The 15046-nt window shown below is 62.9% G+C and carries 18 protein-coding genes; 12 read left to right on the top strand and 6 right to left on the bottom strand.

Going from position 1 to position 15046, the window contains the following annotated elements:
* Positions 1–116 precede the first annotated feature (116 nt).
* From SLT36_RS12985 to SLT36_RS12970, 4 genes are all read left to right on the top strand, one after another.
* On the top strand, positions 117–596 hold the full coding sequence (locus SLT36_RS12985; protein WP_432287956.1) for a thioesterase family protein: 480 nt from the start codon (positions 117–119) through the stop codon (positions 594–596).
* 178 nt (positions 597–774) lie between these two features.
* A complete protein-coding gene (locus tag SLT36_RS12980; RefSeq protein ID WP_067960475.1) occupies positions 775–972 on the top strand; it encodes a hypothetical protein in 198 nt (65 codons plus the stop codon).
* Between the two features lie 211 nt (positions 973–1183).
* Complete coding sequence (locus tag SLT36_RS12975) at positions 1184–1894, top strand: hypothetical protein (protein WP_432287954.1); 711 nt, start codon at positions 1184–1186, stop codon at positions 1892–1894.
* Positions 1895–1907: 13 nt separating this feature from the next.
* On the top strand, positions 1908–2336 hold the full coding sequence (locus SLT36_RS12970; RefSeq protein WP_432287953.1) for a hypothetical protein: 429 nt from the start codon (positions 1908–1910) through the stop codon (positions 2334–2336).
* Between the two features lie 127 nt (positions 2337–2463).
* Here SLT36_RS12970 and SLT36_RS12965 read toward each other — a convergent pair whose 3' ends face one another.
* Together SLT36_RS12965 and SLT36_RS12960 are read right to left on the bottom strand one after the other, a co-directional pair.
* Positions 2464–3342: a dienelactone hydrolase family protein gene (locus SLT36_RS12965; protein WP_432287951.1), complete on the bottom strand. Its 879-nt coding sequence runs from the start codon at positions 3340–3342 to the stop codon at positions 2464–2466.
* A gap of 131 nt (positions 3343–3473) precedes the next feature.
* Entirely contained in the window at positions 3474–4016 is a 543-nt protein-coding gene (locus SLT36_RS12960; protein WP_432287949.1) for a glyoxalase superfamily protein, read from the bottom strand.
* A gap of 266 nt (positions 4017–4282) precedes the next feature.
* Here SLT36_RS12960 and SLT36_RS12955 point away from each other — a divergent pair, with 266 nt between their 5' ends.
* From SLT36_RS12955 to SLT36_RS12930, 6 genes are all read left to right on the top strand, one after another.
* Positions 4283–6781 (top strand): ATP-dependent helicase, encoded by a 2499-nt coding sequence (locus SLT36_RS12955; RefSeq protein ID WP_432287947.1) that lies wholly within the window; start codon positions 4283–4285, stop codon positions 6779–6781.
* A 135-nt stretch (positions 6782–6916) separates the two neighbouring features.
* Positions 6917–7951, top strand: a complete 1035-nt coding sequence (locus SLT36_RS12950; RefSeq protein WP_432287945.1) for a sterol desaturase family protein — start codon at positions 6917–6919, stop codon at positions 7949–7951.
* A 385-nt stretch (positions 7952–8336) separates the two neighbouring features.
* The gene (locus tag SLT36_RS12945; protein WP_432287944.1) at positions 8337–9848 is read left to right on the top strand and encodes a DUF4153 domain-containing protein; all 1512 of its coding nucleotides are present in this window, start codon (positions 8337–8339) and stop codon (positions 9846–9848) included.
* A 5-nt stretch (positions 9849–9853) separates the two neighbouring features.
* A complete protein-coding gene (locus tag SLT36_RS12940) occupies positions 9854–10546 on the top strand; it encodes a response regulator (RefSeq protein WP_432288318.1) in 693 nt (230 codons plus the stop codon).
* The gene (locus tag SLT36_RS12935; protein ID WP_432287942.1) at positions 10543–11547 is read left to right on the top strand and encodes a HAMP domain-containing sensor histidine kinase; all 1005 of its coding nucleotides are present in this window, start codon (positions 10543–10545) and stop codon (positions 11545–11547) included. Before SLT36_RS12940 ends, SLT36_RS12935 begins: the two co-directional genes overlap by 4 nt.
* A gap of 138 nt (positions 11548–11685) precedes the next feature.
* Entirely contained in the window at positions 11686–11877 is a 192-nt protein-coding gene (locus SLT36_RS12930; RefSeq protein WP_154386673.1) for a DUF1059 domain-containing protein, read from the top strand.
* A gap of 86 nt (positions 11878–11963) precedes the next feature.
* On the opposite strand, the gene SLT36_RS12925 is transcribed toward SLT36_RS12930, so the two are convergent.
* The 4 genes from SLT36_RS12925 to SLT36_RS12910 all read right to left on the bottom strand — a co-directional run bounded on the left by SLT36_RS12925 (position 11964) and on the right by SLT36_RS12910 (position 14094).
* On the bottom strand, positions 11964–12266 hold the full coding sequence (locus SLT36_RS12925) for a hypothetical protein (RefSeq protein WP_432287940.1): 303 nt from the start codon (positions 12264–12266) through the stop codon (positions 11964–11966).
* Positions 12267–12484: 218 nt separating this feature from the next.
* Entirely contained in the window at positions 12485–12865 is a 381-nt protein-coding gene (locus tag SLT36_RS12920) for a low affinity iron permease family protein (RefSeq protein WP_432287938.1), read from the bottom strand.
* Between the two features lie 62 nt (positions 12866–12927).
* Positions 12928–13569, bottom strand: a complete 642-nt coding sequence (locus tag SLT36_RS12915; protein ID WP_154386675.1) for a DapH/DapD/GlmU-related protein — start codon at positions 13567–13569, stop codon at positions 12928–12930.
* A 36-nt stretch (positions 13570–13605) separates the two neighbouring features.
* A complete protein-coding gene (locus tag SLT36_RS12910) occupies positions 13606–14094 on the bottom strand; it encodes a CreA family protein (RefSeq protein WP_182575652.1) in 489 nt (162 codons plus the stop codon).
* Between the two features lie 174 nt (positions 14095–14268).
* Here SLT36_RS12910 and SLT36_RS12905 point away from each other — a divergent pair, with 174 nt between their 5' ends.
* Together SLT36_RS12905 and SLT36_RS12900 are read left to right on the top strand one after the other, a co-directional pair.
* Entirely contained in the window at positions 14269–14418 is a 150-nt protein-coding gene (locus SLT36_RS12905) for a hypothetical protein (protein WP_432287936.1), read from the top strand.
* A 34-nt stretch (positions 14419–14452) separates the two neighbouring features.
* Positions 14453–15031 (top strand): SCO family protein, encoded by a 579-nt coding sequence (locus SLT36_RS12900; protein WP_154386678.1) that lies wholly within the window; start codon positions 14453–14455, stop codon positions 15029–15031.
* Positions 15032–15046: the final 15 nt, after the last annotated feature.

Raw genomic sequence — 15046 nt, 5'->3', positions numbered from 1 at the left:
GTGCATGACCCCGAAAATCGGGATTTTCGGAAAGGATCATGCACAAACCTAAGTTTAACAGCGTCCTTTGCGCGTCCTGACGGACGCGCGGCGCCTTAAGGCCACGAGGATCGTTCATGCCTGCACCGTTCGTCTCGAGCGTCATGGAGGTCGAGAAAGCCTGGCTCGACTACAACGGCCACATGAACATGGCCTATTACAATGTGCTGTTCGACCGCGGTGGTGAAGAAGCGCTTGACCTGCTTGGGCTGGGCGCGGCTTACGCCCGCGACCGCAAGCTCACCACCTACACCGCCGAGATCCATGTCTGTTACGTTAGGGAGCTGCATCTTGGCGACAAGGTGACCGCCACCTTCCACCTGCTCGACCACGACGAAAAGCGCTTCCGCGTCTACCAGGAACTGCACCATGTCGACGGCTGGCTGTCGGCGACGTCGGAAACGCTGTCGCTCCATGTCGACATGAACGGCCCGAAGGTCGCGCCCTTCCCTCAGGACATCATGGCTAGCCTCGACGCCATGCGCGCGGCGCATACCGCATTGCCGATACCCGAAAGGGCCGGCCGCTCGATCGGCATCAGACGCAAACCGGCATAGCGCCTCCCGGGCGGGCGTGAGCCCCCATAGTGGCATCAGAGCCACAGGCGGTTAACCTTACCTGTTTATAACCTTCGCCACAGCCTGAGGTTCGTTGATCGCCTCTCTCTGCCCTCCGACAATCCCACCAAGCGAAGTTGAGTCGCGGCGGCGGGCACCGGACGGCTTGAGGCAAGGCATGCACACTGACATCGAAGCAACGGCCAACAAGCTCGCCTGCGACCCTCGCATCAGCGACTATGATTTCTGGCGTTCGCTTCGCAACATCAACAACGAGCTGTTCGAGATCGCCAACAACAACCGGCCGATCCCGATCGAGATGCTGCGCTGGCGAGTCATCCTGCGCCAGGCCCGCTCCAAGCGCGGCGTGGCCTGAGGCCTTACGCCGACCTTTCCCAAATCTTAAATTTTCGTCAGGTGCCGCGGCCTCGATAGTGCCGCCACAATCGGGGCCAAGCTAGTCCTCGCTGGCCTCGCATGCTTGCAGCGTCTTCGCCGACCTCACTGGCGATCCACTGGCGCATTCCGATGCCTCCCATGAGCCGCATCAAGCCGGAACGAGTGGTTCGTTTCGGGAGGGCGTAGCTGTGTCCAAAAAGGAGGACGAGACGATGATCCTGCCCAGACCTGTTTTTGCCCAGGCATTAGGCCTGACCGGGGCCGCCTTGCTGGCGCTGGCTACGCCCGGCTTCGCCGCTACCGCCGCGCAATCGACGACCAAGGCCTGCAGCGAACAATACCAGGCCGCCAAGACCGCCAACACGCTGAACGGCGAGAAGTGGCCGCAATTCCTGTCCAAATGCAGCGCCGCGATCAACAACAGCGCGACACCCACAACCATGCCCGCCAGCAAGGCCAAGCAAGCCTCGGTGCTGGCGCCCGCCAATACCAATACCTCCAAGACCACCAGGACCGCGGCCGTCTCAGGCACAACAGCCGGCCATCAGACCACCCAGCAGATCTGCAGCTCGCAATACCAGGCGGCAAAGGCCGCCGGCACGCTCAATGGCCAGAAATGGCCTGCCTTCCTGTCGAGCTGCAGCGCCAGCATCAAGAACGACAATGAGGACGCAAGCGCCGCGCCGCCAGAGCCCAGCCTTGCTTCGGTCAAGCCGGCGATGACGGCGACATCGGCCAACGGCAAGCCGCTGACGGCGGGCGAAGTTGCCTTCCGCCAGCGTATCCATGAATGCTCGACCGAGTGGCAGAGCGAAAAACAGGCAGGCACCCTGCCGTCAGGCGCCAGGTGGACGCAGTTCTGGAGCCAGTGCAACACCAAGCTGAAGGCCCAGGGCTGAGGAGCGCCGAGCGATGAATGCACAGGACATCGTCAACACCGTCTCGTCGCGGCTGAAACTCGATCCGGCGGTCGCCGAAAAGGCCGTCGGCACCATCTTTTCGGTGCTCGAGCATGAGTCCGGCGGCGTCGCCAGTGCCGGCATCTTCACCAGGATCGCCGGCGCCGGCGAGCTCGCCCACAGCTACGACGTGATGGCCGGCTCCGACGGCAGCGGCGGTCTCGTCGGTTCGCTGACGTCTCTGCTCGGCGCCTCGTTCGACGAAAAGGCCGGCGCCATGGTCAACGGCATCGCGCAATTGCGCTCGCTCGGCCTCGACATGACCCAGATCGAACAGGCCGGTGAAACGCTGCTCACCGAAGCCAGGGACGCAGCCGGCCCCAAGGCCGTCAGCGGCTTGATCGACGCGGTGCCGGCGCTGAAGGGGCATTTCGGGCTTTAGGGCTTGATCCCGAAACCGGGAGCCGGTCGGATCAATGTTCCGGCTCCAGGCCGCTCAGCAGAAAAGCCCGCGCCGTCAGGCGCGGGCTTTTCGTAGATCAGACTGCGTCGTTGTCGCCGCCCTCGGTTCAGGCGAGCTTTTCCTTGAAGAAGCCGACTGTCCGCCCCCAGGCGAGTTCCGCCGCCGCCTTGTCGTAGCGGGCTTCCGAGGTGTCGTTGTTGAAGGCGTGCTGGGCGCCGTCATAGACGAACAGCTGGAACTCCTTGCCGGCCTTTTCCAGTGCAGCTTTGTAGGCGTCGATGCCGGCGTTGATGCGGTCGTCCTTCCCCGCATAATGCAGCATCAGCGCCGCCTTGATCTTGGCGATATCGGCCTCGTCCTTCGGCTGGGAGCCATAATAGGCAACGCCGGCGGCGAGATCGGGCGCGTTGACGGCCAGCGCGTTGACGGTTCCGCCACCCCAGCAGAAGCCCATAGCGCCAACCTTGCCGTTGCCGCCTTCATGGCCCTTCAGGAACGCCACCGTTGCCACGCCATTGGCCACGGTCTGCGCCGCATCGAGCTGGCCGAACATTTCGCGTGCCTTTTCCTCATCCGCCGGCGTGCCGCCGAGCGGCGACAGATAATCGGGCGCCAGCGCCACGAAGCCTTCCAGTGCTACCCGCCGCGCCACGTCGCGGATATGCGGGTTGAGGCCCCTGTTCTCATGAATGACGATGACAGTCGGCAGCTTGCCTGTGGCGTCGGCTGGACGGACGAGATAGCCCTTCATTTCTCCCGCGCCGCCGGGATAGGTGATGTCCTCAGCCTTCAGCCGCTTGTCGTCGTCGGCGACGATCGCCGCCCGCGCCTGGTTGGCCGTAAGCAACGGCACGATCGCCGCCGCGGCAGCGCCCGAGCCGGCAAGCCTGGTCAGCTTCTCCATGAAGCCGCGCCGGTCGAGTGTCAGGTGGGTGTATTCGTCATAGGCGTCGATCATCGCCTGGGTAATGGCAGGTGGTGTCATCTCTCGCTCCCTGTCTGGTTCCGAGGCCGGGAGTTTAACGTATGCAAATGTAGTTGGTTTCACTGTTGCGTGATCGCCGCAGCCACGAAAAAGCGCCCGCGCGAGGTCGGCGCGGGCGCTTCGACAAGCGCTCAGTCTTCGCTTTCCATGAAGCGGATGCGGTTGCCGAACGGGTCGATCACCTGGCACTCCAGCCCCCAGTCCTGCCGCTCCAGGCCTGGGCGGTTGTACTTGTAGTTCTTGGCAATCAGCCCCTTCTGGAACGCCTCGACGCCCTTCATGTAGCAGACAGCCGTCGCAGCCGGGCTGGCGTCGCCCGAATGCTCCGACAGATGCAGCCTCAAGTCGCCGCGTGACACCTGGCAATAGAGCGGTGCGCCGGGGTGGAAGCGGTGCTCCCAGTCGATGCTGCAGTCGAGGAAACCCTCGTAAAAGCCCCTCGCCTTGTCTTCGTCGAATATGCGGAAGATCGGCACCGGCTGGGTGAAACTCACCGCAGCGGCTGTCGGCTCTTCCGCCTTCTCGAGCTTGCTCGACAGGATGTTCCAGGTCTCCACGCCGAATTGCCTGGCGACGATCTCGAGCGCCTCGCTGTGGCTGACTTCGAGATTCTTCTGGGCAAGCGCCTCGCGCATGGCCTTCGCCATCGCCTTTGCGTCACGATAGGTTCGCATGATCTTCCGATCCTCTGGTTGTGGCGAGAAATCCCATCAGTGCCCGCATTGCCGATGCTCTCACCATCCCATGGGATCAGGTGACGGAAGCGTCCGATGTGTTCGCCATACCCCCGGAGGGCGCGGACTGCCGGCCACATCAAGCCGTCAGCCACGCTAGCAAAGCGCCTGCGGCAGGGTCAACACCGCTCGCTTTTCCCGGCAAAACCAGAACAAAACAGAGACACTTCTGGCCTTTCCGCCCCGAATCACTACATTCGGGGCAAATGTCAGACTTTCCGGACGACATGCCCTTTTTCGACGAGCCCGGCGGGATGGCGCCCCGGGCCGCTAGCACGCCTGCGCCCAGCGGTATCGCTGCGCGCGCCATGGCCGCGCGCCAGGCGCCGTCAGCGCCCGATTACCTCAACGGCCTGAACCCCGAGCAGCGCCAGGCTGTCGAGACCACCGAAGGCCCGGTTCTGGTGCTCGCCGGCGCCGGTACCGGCAAGACGCGCGTGCTCACCACCCGCATCGCCCATATCCTCAGCCAGGGCCGCGCCTACCCCAGCCAGATTCTCGCCGTCACCTTTACCAACAAGGCGGCGCGCGAGATGAAGCAGCGCATCGGCCACCTTGTCGGCGAAGCGGTCGAGGGCATGCCGTGGCTCGGCACCTTCCATTCGATCGGCGTCAAGATGCTGCGCCGCCATGCCGAACTGGCAGGGCTGCGCTCCGACTTCACCATCCTCGACACCGACGACGTCATCCGCCTGATCAAGCAGTTGATCCAGGCCGAGGGCCTCGACGACAAGCGCTGGCCGGCGCGCCAGTTCGCCATGATGATCGACGGCTGGAAGAACAAGGGCCTCGGTCCAGCCGAGATCCCCGAGGGCGACGCCCGCTCCTTTGCCAACGGCAAGGGTCGCGAGCTCTACAAGGCCTATCAGGACCGGCTGCAGACGCTGAACGCCTGCGACTTCGGCGACCTGTTGTGTCATCCGATCCGCATCTTCCGCGCCTACCCTGATGTGCTCAAGGAATACCACAAGCGCTTCAAATACATTCTGGTCGACGAGTACCAGGACACCAACACCGCGCAATATATGTGGCTGCGGCTCCTGGCCCAGGAAACCGGTGGTCCGGGGCAGAAGAATGTCTGTTGCGTCGGCGACGACGACCAGTCGATCTATGGCTGGCGCGGCGCCGAGGTCGACAACATCCTGCGCTTCGACAAGGATTTCCCCGGCGCCGTCGTCATCCGGCTCGAGCGCAACTACCGCTCGACCGCGCACATACTGGGCGCCGCCGCCCACCTCATCGCCCACAATGAGGGCCGTTTCGGCAAGACGCTGTTCACCGAACGCAATGATCCCGAAGACGGCAAGGTCAATGTCCATGCCGCCTGGGATTCCGAGGAGGAAGCCCGCGCCGTCGGCGAGACCATCGAACAGCTGCAGCGCCAGAAACACAATCTCAACGACATGGCGATCCTGGTGCGCGCCTCGTTCCAGATGCGCGAGTTCGAAGACCGCTTCGTCACGCTTGGCCTTAACTACCGCGTCATCGGCGGCCCGCGCTTCTACGAGCGCCAGGAAATCCGCGACGCCATGGCCTATTTCCGCGTCGTCGCCCAAGGTGCCGACGATCTCGCCTTCGAGCGCATCGTCAACGTGCCCAAGCGCGGCCTCGGCGAAGCCGCCATCCGCCAGGTCCACGATACCGCGCGCGCCCTTGGCGTGCCGATGCTGCAGGCAGCCGCCCAGCTCGCCGAGAGCGACGAACTCAAGCCCAAGCCGCGCGCCGCCCTGCGCGAGGTCGCAGCCAATTTCGAGCGCTGGCAGAAGGCGCTCGACAACACCCCGCATACCGAACTCGCCGAGATCATTCTCGAAGAGAGCGGCTATACCGATATGTGGAAGAACGACCGCTCGGCCGAAGCGCCGGGCCGGCTCGAAAACCTCAAGGAGCTGATCCGCTCCATGGAGGAATACGAGTCGCTGCGTTCCTTCCTCGAACATGTCGCCCTCGTCATGGACGCCGAGCAGGACGAACAGCTCGACGCCGTCTCGATCATGACGCTGCATTCGGCCAAGGGCCTCGAATTCGAGACCGTCTTCCTGCCCGGCTGGGAGGAAGGCCTGTTCCCGCACCAGCGCGCCCTCGACGAAGGCGGCCGCTCGGGTCTCGAGGAGGAACGCCGCCTCGCCTATGTCGGCCTGACCCGCGCCAAGAAGAACCTGCATCTGTGGTTCGTCTCCAACCGCCGCATCCATGGCTTGTGGCAGTCGACCATCCCCTCGCGCTTCCTCGACGAACTGCCCGAGGCGCATGTCGAAGTGGCTGATGCCGGCAATTCCTATGGCGGCTATGGCGGCGGCCGCCAGAACCCCTACGGTGCCTCGCGCTTCGACAGCGTCGGTGAAAAGTCCTTCTCCAACACCTACGCAACGCCGGGCTGGCAGCGTGCCCAGCAGAACCGCACCGAAGCCACCGACCGCAACTGGGGTTCCCGCTCCGGCCATTCGGTCGAACGCATTGGCTATGGCGAAACCGATTCCGGCTTCGGCGCCGGCCGCGGCTCAGTCAAGGGCCGCACCATCGACGGCGAACTGGTCGCCAAGTCGGTCGCGACGGAGCCCTCGCGCTTCGAGGTCGGCGACCGGGTGTTCCACCAGAAATTCGGCAATGGCAACATCTCAGTCATCGACGGCAACAAGCTGACCATCGACTTCGACAAGGCCGGCCAGAAGAAGGTACTGGACGGGTTCGTGAACCCAGTGTGAGGGCATTTGACAGACCCGGCGCCAGAGCCAACGTCCCGCCACACGGCGCTTGACCGCTGGTTCGAACGCATGCTCGGTGATCATGGACCACAAGGTTTCGGATCCGGCTGGTTTTCCGGTCTGCTGGGGCTTTTGTTGTCCCTCGGAAGTTTCTGTGCGGTCCTGGTCTTCCGGTTTCCCGAATGGTTGACCACGTCCGAACTGCGCAGTTCCTATCCGGTCGAGTTCATGCGCGGGCTGCTCGTACTCGCCATCATTGCCGGCTTCTTCTTCTCCGCTCTGAACATCCTGCTCAGGCCGTCGAAGAAACTGGGCCTTGCCGGTATCGGTCTTGCCACGCTGGCCATCATTCTGGGTGGCACCGGCGTCCATGTCGATTACGACGGCGACGCGCCGATTCATGTCGGCCTGGACTGGCTGGTCCTTAATGTCGTGTTGTTGTCACTCGTCTTCGTGCCGTTGGAGCGCCTGTTTCCGCTGCGTCCCGAGCATGGAACGTTCCGTGCCGGCTGGACGACCGACGGGCTCTATTTCATCGTCAGTCACGTGCTGGTCGAGCTTTTGACCTTCTTCACACTGTTACCTGCGACGATTGTGTCCCAAGCTTGGCAGGCCGATGCCATGAGTATCCAGGTCAAGAGCATGCCACTCATTGCGCAAGTCCTGCTGATCATGCTCGTTGCCGACCTGACGCAGTACTGGGTACATCGCAGCTTTCACCGCATAGGTTTCGCCTGGCCGTTTCATGCCATCCATCATTCCTCGCGCGCGATGGACTGGCTGGCGGGTTCCAGGCTGCATGTGGTCGACATCGTCGTCACACGGGCACTCATTCTGGTGCCCGTGTTCCTGTTAGGCTTTTCCGAAGCCGCCCTCTACATCTGGCTGGCCATCGTAGCAGCACAAGCCACCTTCAACCACGTTAACATGCGCATACGGCTCGGCTGGCTGGAACAGTTGCTGGTCACACCCCGTTTTCACCATTGGCACCATGCGGTCAGGCCGATCGACAAGAATTTCGCCGTGCATTTCCCCTGGATCGACAGGCTTTTTGGCACATTCTATATGCCGGCCGATGCCTGGCCCGAAAATGTCGGCATCCATAACGACCCCATACCGGAAGAGTTCGGGCGCCAACTGCTCTGGCCATTTCACCGAAAGACGCGTTAATGCACCGCGCACCGCCGGCCCACGCCCTTTCCCACCGGATGCCGTGATCCAGGGCTTGGCAGGCAGTCGCCGGGTTGACCCATTGGTATCGCTCCCGCAACAGGCGGCCGCAGCTGATTCACTTGCCAGGTCGATCTTCAACCCTCTGCACGAAATCTGCACGAAACTCCTGAACATCTCCTCGTTCCGGCCACCATATCCACCCGTTGCAACGGCACTGATGTCATATGCAAACGACATCGAGCCGCACGCCCCGCCAGCTGCCCAAACGGCTGCTCACTGAAGCATGGTGGCTGGTTGATCCAGCGCCACCTCAGGCGATCACACCCTTCCCTGGCACATATCGCAGCCCGGCAGGCCTCCCCCGCAAGCTGGAGCGCAGGGCATGAACTTCCGCCATGCCCCGTCCACCATCTCCGCCAAGGTTGGCGCCGCATTGCTGCTGACCCTTGCAGCCGATTTTCTGCTGTTCCGGCAGCCGCTGGACATTTCGCTTTTCATCTTCGCCGCGCTGGCTGCTGGTGCAATGATCGCATTTCATGCTCGGGGACCCCGTCCCCGCCCGCTCGCGCTCAAAATTGTGCTCGCCGCGCTCGCTCTCGCCCCGCTCGCCGAAAATGTCAGCCCGCTTTCGGTGACGGTCGCGACCCTTTGCCTGGCGGCCTTCGCTCTGTCGGTCTCGGCCCGCCTGCGATCCGGCCCGGCAAACTGCCTCAAGCGCATCGCCGGCTTTATCCTGACAATCCCCGGCCGGCTGCCATTCGACATCGCGCGGCTACGGAAACTGGCCGGACGCCGCAAGATCTGGCGCCTTGGCAGCCTTATCGCTTGGACGCTGGCTGTCGCTCTAGGCATGGTGTTCGTCGCGTTGTTCGGCATCGCCAATCCCGTCATCGGCTACTGGATGTCGCTGATCGACATCCGGGCCATATTCAACCTTCTTGACGTCTGGCGGATTGCCTTCTGGCTCGTCGTGGCCGGCATCGTCTGGAGCTTCCTCAGGCCAAGATTACCGCGTTGGCTACCCAAATGGCGCCTCTTCACACCGCGGCCGATCGCCGAAGCACAGGTAAACTTGGAACCGCCCGCCGGACTGCACCAGTCGCTCTTCGGCAAGGCGGCGATCCTGCGCGCGCTTGTCGTATTCAACCTTATCTTCGCGCTGCAGACCGTCCTCGACGGCGCTTATCTCTGGGGCGGCGTGGCGTTGCCCGCTGGGCTCACCTATGCCGCCTATGCCCATCGCGGTGCCTATGCCCTCATCGTCACGGCACTCTTGGCGGCGATTTTCGTGCTGCTCGCACTGAGGCCGGGCAGCACGACCTCGGCCGATCGCCGCGTCCGCGCCCTGGTCTATCTCTGGTCGGCGCAGAACTTTGTCCTGGTCATCTCGTCCATCCTGCGGCTCGACCTCTACATCGACGCATATTCACTGACCTACTGGCGCGTTGCCGCCTTTGTCTGGATGGGACTGGTCGCCATCGGCATCGTCCTGATCATGTCCCGCATCGCTCTCGACAAGTCGAACGAATGGCTTTTCGGTGCCAACATGCTGACGCTTTCTGCAGTTCTCTACCTCAGTTGCTTCATCAACTTCGCCGCAATCATCGCCCACTACAATGTCAGCCACAGCCGCGCGATGGATGGAGGATCGGAATTGGACTGGTATTATCTGCGCTCGCTTGGCCCCCAGGCCATCCCGGCAATCGACGTGGTGCTGAACCGCATGGGTGATACCGGCGCGGTCGCGCGCACAAGCCTCGTCTCGCGCCACTATGAGGCGGATCGGTTTCGCGAGCAGCTGCAGAACTGGCGTGCCTGGAGTTTTCGGAACTTCCGGCTGGCAGCGTATCTCGACCAGCCTTCGCCTTTGCCTTCCGGCACAGAGCCGCAGTGACGACGATGCCGCGCCATATCCTCGTCGTCGATGACGACCCTCATATACGCGACGTGATCTGCTTTGCCCTCGACAAGGCCGGCATGGAGACCGAGCCGGTCGGCGACGGTATGGCAGCGCTGGCGCGCATCGAGCGCCGCATGCCCGACCTGGTCGTGCTCGATGTTGGCATGCCCGAGATGGACGGGCTGGAACTGTGCCGCAGGCTTCGGCGAACCTCCGACGTGCCCGTGTTGTTCCTGTCTGCCCGTGACGAGGAAATCGACCGCATCCTCGGGCTTGAGATGGGCGGCGACGACTATGTCACCAAGCCGTTCAGCCCGCGGGAGCTGGTGGCGCGCGTCAACGTCATCCTTCGCCGTGCACGGCCGGCTCCGGCGGAACTCGTCCCGGCAAGCCTCAGTCACGGCCTGATCGTGCTCGATCCTTTGCGGCGCGCGGTGAATTACGATGACCGAGACATCGACCTCACCGCGACCGAATTTACCATCGTCAAGGCGCTGATGACGAAACCGATGCATGTGCTCAACCGCAGTCAGCTGATCGATGCCAGCCATGCCGCCAACATCCACGTCTCGGAGCGAACGGTCGACAGTCACATCCGCAACATCCGCGCGAAGTTCGCAACAGTGGGTTGCTCCAACGCGATCGAGACCGTCCACGGCATGGGCTTCCGCCTCGGGCGGTGCGGCGCGTGACTGAAAAATGGCGCCCGCCCCTCGGCCTCGTCGTGCTGGCCATCCTTGCCACCGTCATGACGCTGCCGCTACTGGGGCTGTTCAGCTTCCAGCTCTATCAACAGCGCTTCGAACCGGCCGCCGAGCCCGCCGTTCTATCGCATGGCGCGGTCGCCGCAGCGGCCCTTGTAACAGGCGTCACTCTGCTGATCGGCTTCGTCTTCATCCGCACCATCACCCGTCCCATGCACGATCTGATGGAAAGAACCGCGCGCATCGCCGAGGGGCAAGCGGACGCCCTCCAGCCACTTGCCCATCACGGCACGCGCGAGATGGCGGAGTTGTCCAAAGCCTTCCTCGACATGGCGCGCAAGCTACAGATCCGCAACGAAACGATCCGCACCTTTGCCACCCACGTCTCGCATGAGCTGAAATCGCCGCTGACCGCGATCCAGGGCGCCGCCGAACTGCTGCGCGACGCCAGCGACGACATGGATCCGGCCACAAGAACGCGCTTCCTCGACAACATCGTCGCCGACACCGACAGGCTGAACCGCCTGGTTCGCCGCCTGATCGAATTGGCGCGCGCCGACAAGGCAGCGCTGCCAGGCCAAAGCACGTCGCTCACTGAGATTCTCGGCCATCTCGCTCCTGTCGAAGGTGTCGACCTGTCGATCTTGTCAGGCGCTGACATCCGCTTTGCCATGTCGGCTGAAAATGGCGCGGCCATCCTGTCCAATCTCGTCGACAACGCGCTGCGCCATGGCGCTGGCCGTTTCGTGCTGGAGGCCAGCAGCTTTGACGACACTGTCACCATAGCTGCCACCGACGATGGCTGCGGCATCTCGCCCAACAACCGCGCCCGCATCTTCGAGCCGTTCTTCACCACACGGCGTGAAACCGGCGGTACCGGCCTTGGCCTCGGCATCGTCTCGACCTTGCTGAATGCCCATGATGGAACGATCCGGCTTGCCGGCGCCGACAAGGGCACCCGCTTCGAGATCAGGCTGCCCGCAGCATAAGACTGCCACGATCAGCCTCTTGCCGGCAATCACGTCGGCGAGAGCCACCGCCGCGGCCGCCACTTACCGGTTGCCGCCCCGCATGCGCAGGAATAACATCAGGTTGCGCTAATTGTGGATCGCAGGGAGGCGAAGACGATGCGCAGATATATCGATTGCCGTGAATTCCCGAGCGAAATGAAGTGCACCGTGGCGATCGCAGCCGACAACGAGGACGAACTGGTCAACGCCGCCGTCCAGCATGCGGTCGCCGTCCATGGCGAGCATGACACACCGGATTTCCGCGCGGAGGTCAGGAAAGCCATCCATATAGGCTCGCCGCCGGCCTGATTTGATGCTCGTGACACATCGCCGGTGCTGATGCAGGGTTCAGCAACGCATCGCGAGTGGTGATGCCCTGTCCTACTGCCGGCGTCCTATTGCCGGCGCGCAGGCTCGCCGCTGCGCATTGCCTTCAGCCGTTCGGCGGCCGACGCCGCCAGTTCGGCGTAGCGGTCCTCCAGAGCCTCGGCGGCAACCAGCACCTCCGGCTCGAAGTCATTGGCCTCGAGCACTTGCCTGAGCTTTTCGACAAATTCGGCCTGCTGTTCGAGCGCAGCAAACAGCTTCTTGACCTGGTCGCGGCTGATGTCGGGATTGGCGAGCGTCGCCGGAACCTCGCGCGCCATCTCGGCGCCGGTCTCGGCCTGCTCTCTGAGGATATCCAGCCAGTCAGTCACGCCACGCCATACCCTACCCGCCACAATCTTGTTCCGGACCGCGGCAATCGTCAACCGCCCGGGAGCAGTGGAGGACAGTACTTTCACGCCTGCAGCAGGAATTGCGCGCGGTGGTTTTTGTTCCCAAATCCCAAGCGCCTGCCTGAAGACGCTGCAGCATACGCAGCGCCAGGCATGCGACACGCAGGGACTTCTTCGTCTGCGGGGAGACGCAGCACTCACCCCTTCGCTTTCGCTCGGACATCATGCCGTTTGGCCGCTTGCTCGCATTTCTTGCGGATTTCCTCGACCTCGGTTTCGGTCAGATGCTCGATGCCGATGAAATGGTTGTGGCCGGTGCTGACCCGGATCAGTTCGTCGAGCTTGGCCTGGATCGCAGCACCGTCGCGGTTCTGGGTGTTCTGGATCAAGAACACCATCAGGAAGGTGATGATGGTCGTGCCGGTGTTGATCACCAGTTGCCAGGTGTCGGAAAAGCCGAACACCGGACCTGATACCGCCCAGGCCAACACGACAATGCAGCAGCCGAGAAAGGTCAGCGGCAGGCCGGCGGCATAGGCTACCTTGTTGGCGATCTTGGTGAAAATCTTCTCGAACATGGCCACATCCCTTCGGTGCGAAGGAAACAACCGGGCCCCGCTTCGGGTTCCGCAGCCAGCGCTTAGGCCTGCCTCGCTTCCCAGCGGTCGAGAAAGGCCTCGATCGGCAGGCTCTGCATGTCGGGGATCGCCTCGAACAGTCTTTCGCGCGGCCAATCCCACCAGGCCAGCGCCTCGATGCGGGCGATAACCTCGACGGGGAACCGCATCTTCAGCCTCTTTGCGGGCACGCCGGCAAAAACCTCGAACGGCGCGACGTCGCGCGTCACCACGGAATTCGCCCCGACCACCGCACCATTGCCAATGCTCACACCGGGCATGATCACCGCACCATGTCCGACCCACACATCGTGTCCGATAATCACGGGCTTAGCCCTGCGACGCTCGCGGAAATCGTTGTCGACGCCGAGATAGCGGAAATACTCGTTGGGCCGGTAGCTCAGCTTGTGCGTGGTCAGCCGCTCCATCGGATGCTCGAGCGCGTTGATGCGCGTATTGGCTGCGATCGAGCAGAACTTGCCGATCGTGGTGTAGATCGCCTCGGCGTGGCGCTCGAAATAGGAGTAGTCGCCGACCACCACCTCGCGCAACACGACGCGCTCGCCGACGATCACATGGCGGCCAAGCCGGCAGCCTTTCAGCTCCGATGTCGGGTGGATTCGCGGTTCGTCATCCTTGAAGCGAAGGTCTGCTTGATCGTCCATGACGCGGATGTACGCCCGCGCCACCCTGCCCGCAAGCTATTGCGGCTTGCCCTTGGCCCAGACGACGTTCTGGCCATAGAGCGGCACCGTGGTCATCGACATCTTGGCTGAGCCGTCCTGAACTTGGCGCGAATGGGCGAGATAGATCAGTGTCTCGTTTTTCTGGTCGTAGATGCGGTTCACCACCTGCTCCTTCCAGATCAGGCTGATGCCCTGTTTGAAGACCTCCTCGCCCTCCTGGCCGAGGTCGATCTCGCCAATGGTGATCGGTCCGGTCTGCTGGCACGAGATTGCGGTGTCCGACGGGTTCTCGAACCAGTTGCCTTTCTGCAGCCGATCGATCACGCCTCGGTCGAAATAGGAGACGTGGCAGGTGACGCCCTCGACCTTGGGGTCCTTGATCGCCTCGACGATGATGTCGTTGCCTAGCCAGTCGACGCCGACCTCGCCCACCTGCTGGGCCATGGCGGGCAGTGCTGCGCCGAGCGCAAGGGTGGTCGCAAGGACGGAAAGGGCAAGCCGCATGAAAGCCTCCTGAATTGGCTGCAGTCGTCCACACTTGGGTCGCCCGCGCCCGCCTTGCAAGCCAGGGACGCTGCATCCTGCTCGCGAAAAGGTGTTTTGTGGACGAATGAGAGCGTCAACATGTCCCTTTTGGCAAATCACGCGCCGCGCTATGTATGGTTGATGAAACAGGCCTTGCCCATATCGCTTTCGGCGACCGCGTGGATCGCGCTCGGCGTGATGGCGTTTGCGGCAACTTCGGGCCTCGCCTTCGCCTCCTGGCTGGACAAGGACGCCGGCATCTTCATGTCGCTGGTCGAGGCCGGCATGTCCTGGTGCTTCTGAACCGGTCATCAATCACACCATGGAATCACAATCGATGATGCGCACGATCCTTGCCGGCATTCTGATCCTGATGGCCGCCGGCGTCGGCTGGCTGACCTTCGACTGGTACAGCAGCAAGACCAGCGCCCAGGCTTTCGGCGCGCCCTTCGTGCTTGTCGATCAGAAGGGCGCCGAGATCACCGAAGCGGCGTTCCGCGGCCAGCCAAGTGCTGTCTTCTTCGGCTTCACCCATTGCCCCGAGGTCTGCCCGACCACGCTGTTCGAGCTCGACGGCCTGCTCAAGCAGATGGGCGACGAAGGCAAGAACCTCCGCGCCTATTTCGTCTCGGTCGATCCCGAGCGCGACACGCCCGAGGTGATGAACAGCTACGTCAGCAACGTCTCCGACCGCATCACCGGCATCACCGGCTCGCCCGACAAAATCGCCGCCATGGCCAAGGCCTTCGGTATCTATTCCAAGAAGGTGCCGACCGAAGGCGGCGACTACACCATGGATCACACGGCATCGGTGCTGCTGCTCGACAGCAAGGGTGATTTCTTCGGCACGATCGCCTATGAGGAGAACCCAGAGACCGCACTTGCCAAGCTCAAGCGGCTTGCCAAGGAAGGCTGACCCTCCTCTCCCGGA

Source organism: Aminobacter sp. BA135 (assembly GCF_050859125.1).
GTDB classification, from domain to species: Bacteria; Pseudomonadota; Alphaproteobacteria; order Rhizobiales; family Rhizobiaceae; genus Aminobacter; species Aminobacter ciceronei.
This window is presented reverse-complemented; position numbering and strand designations above follow the sequence as displayed.

Coding starts and splice junctions, on each gene's coding strand:
- SLT36_RS12980 (WP_067960475.1), top strand. CDS start 775: ATGCACACTGACATCGAAGCAACGGCCAACAAGCTCGCCTGCGACCCT.
- SLT36_RS12915 (WP_154386675.1), bottom strand. CDS start 13,569: ATGGACGATCAAGCAGACCTTCGCTTCAAGGATGACGAACCGCGAATC.
- SLT36_RS12910 (WP_182575652.1), bottom strand. CDS start 14,094: ATGCGGCTTGCCCTTTCCGTCCTTGCGACCACCCTTGCGCTCGGCGCA.
- SLT36_RS12920 (WP_432287938.1), bottom strand. CDS start 12,865: ATGTTCGAGAAGATTTTCACCAAGATCGCCAACAAGGTAGCCTATGCC.
- SLT36_RS12945 (WP_432287944.1), top strand. CDS start 8,337: ATGAACTTCCGCCATGCCCCGTCCACCATCTCCGCCAAGGTTGGCGCC.
- SLT36_RS12900 (WP_154386678.1), top strand. CDS start 14,453: ATGATGCGCACGATCCTTGCCGGCATTCTGATCCTGATGGCCGCCGGC.
- SLT36_RS12960 (WP_432287949.1), bottom strand. CDS start 4,016: ATGCGAACCTATCGTGACGCAAAGGCGATGGCGAAGGCCATGCGCGAG.
- SLT36_RS12930 (WP_154386673.1), top strand. CDS start 11,686: ATGCGCAGATATATCGATTGCCGTGAATTCCCGAGCGAAATGAAGTGC.
- SLT36_RS12940 (WP_432288318.1), top strand. CDS start 9,854: ATGCCGCGCCATATCCTCGTCGTCGATGACGACCCTCATATACGCGAC.
- SLT36_RS12965 (WP_432287951.1), bottom strand. CDS start 3,342: ATGACACCACCTGCCATTACCCAGGCGATGATCGACGCCTATGACGAA.
- SLT36_RS12970 (WP_432287953.1), top strand. CDS start 1,908: ATGAATGCACAGGACATCGTCAACACCGTCTCGTCGCGGCTGAAACTC.
- SLT36_RS12985 (WP_432287956.1), top strand. CDS start 117: ATGCCTGCACCGTTCGTCTCGAGCGTCATGGAGGTCGAGAAAGCCTGG.
- SLT36_RS12955 (WP_432287947.1), top strand. CDS start 4,283: ATGTCAGACTTTCCGGACGACATGCCCTTTTTCGACGAGCCCGGCGGG.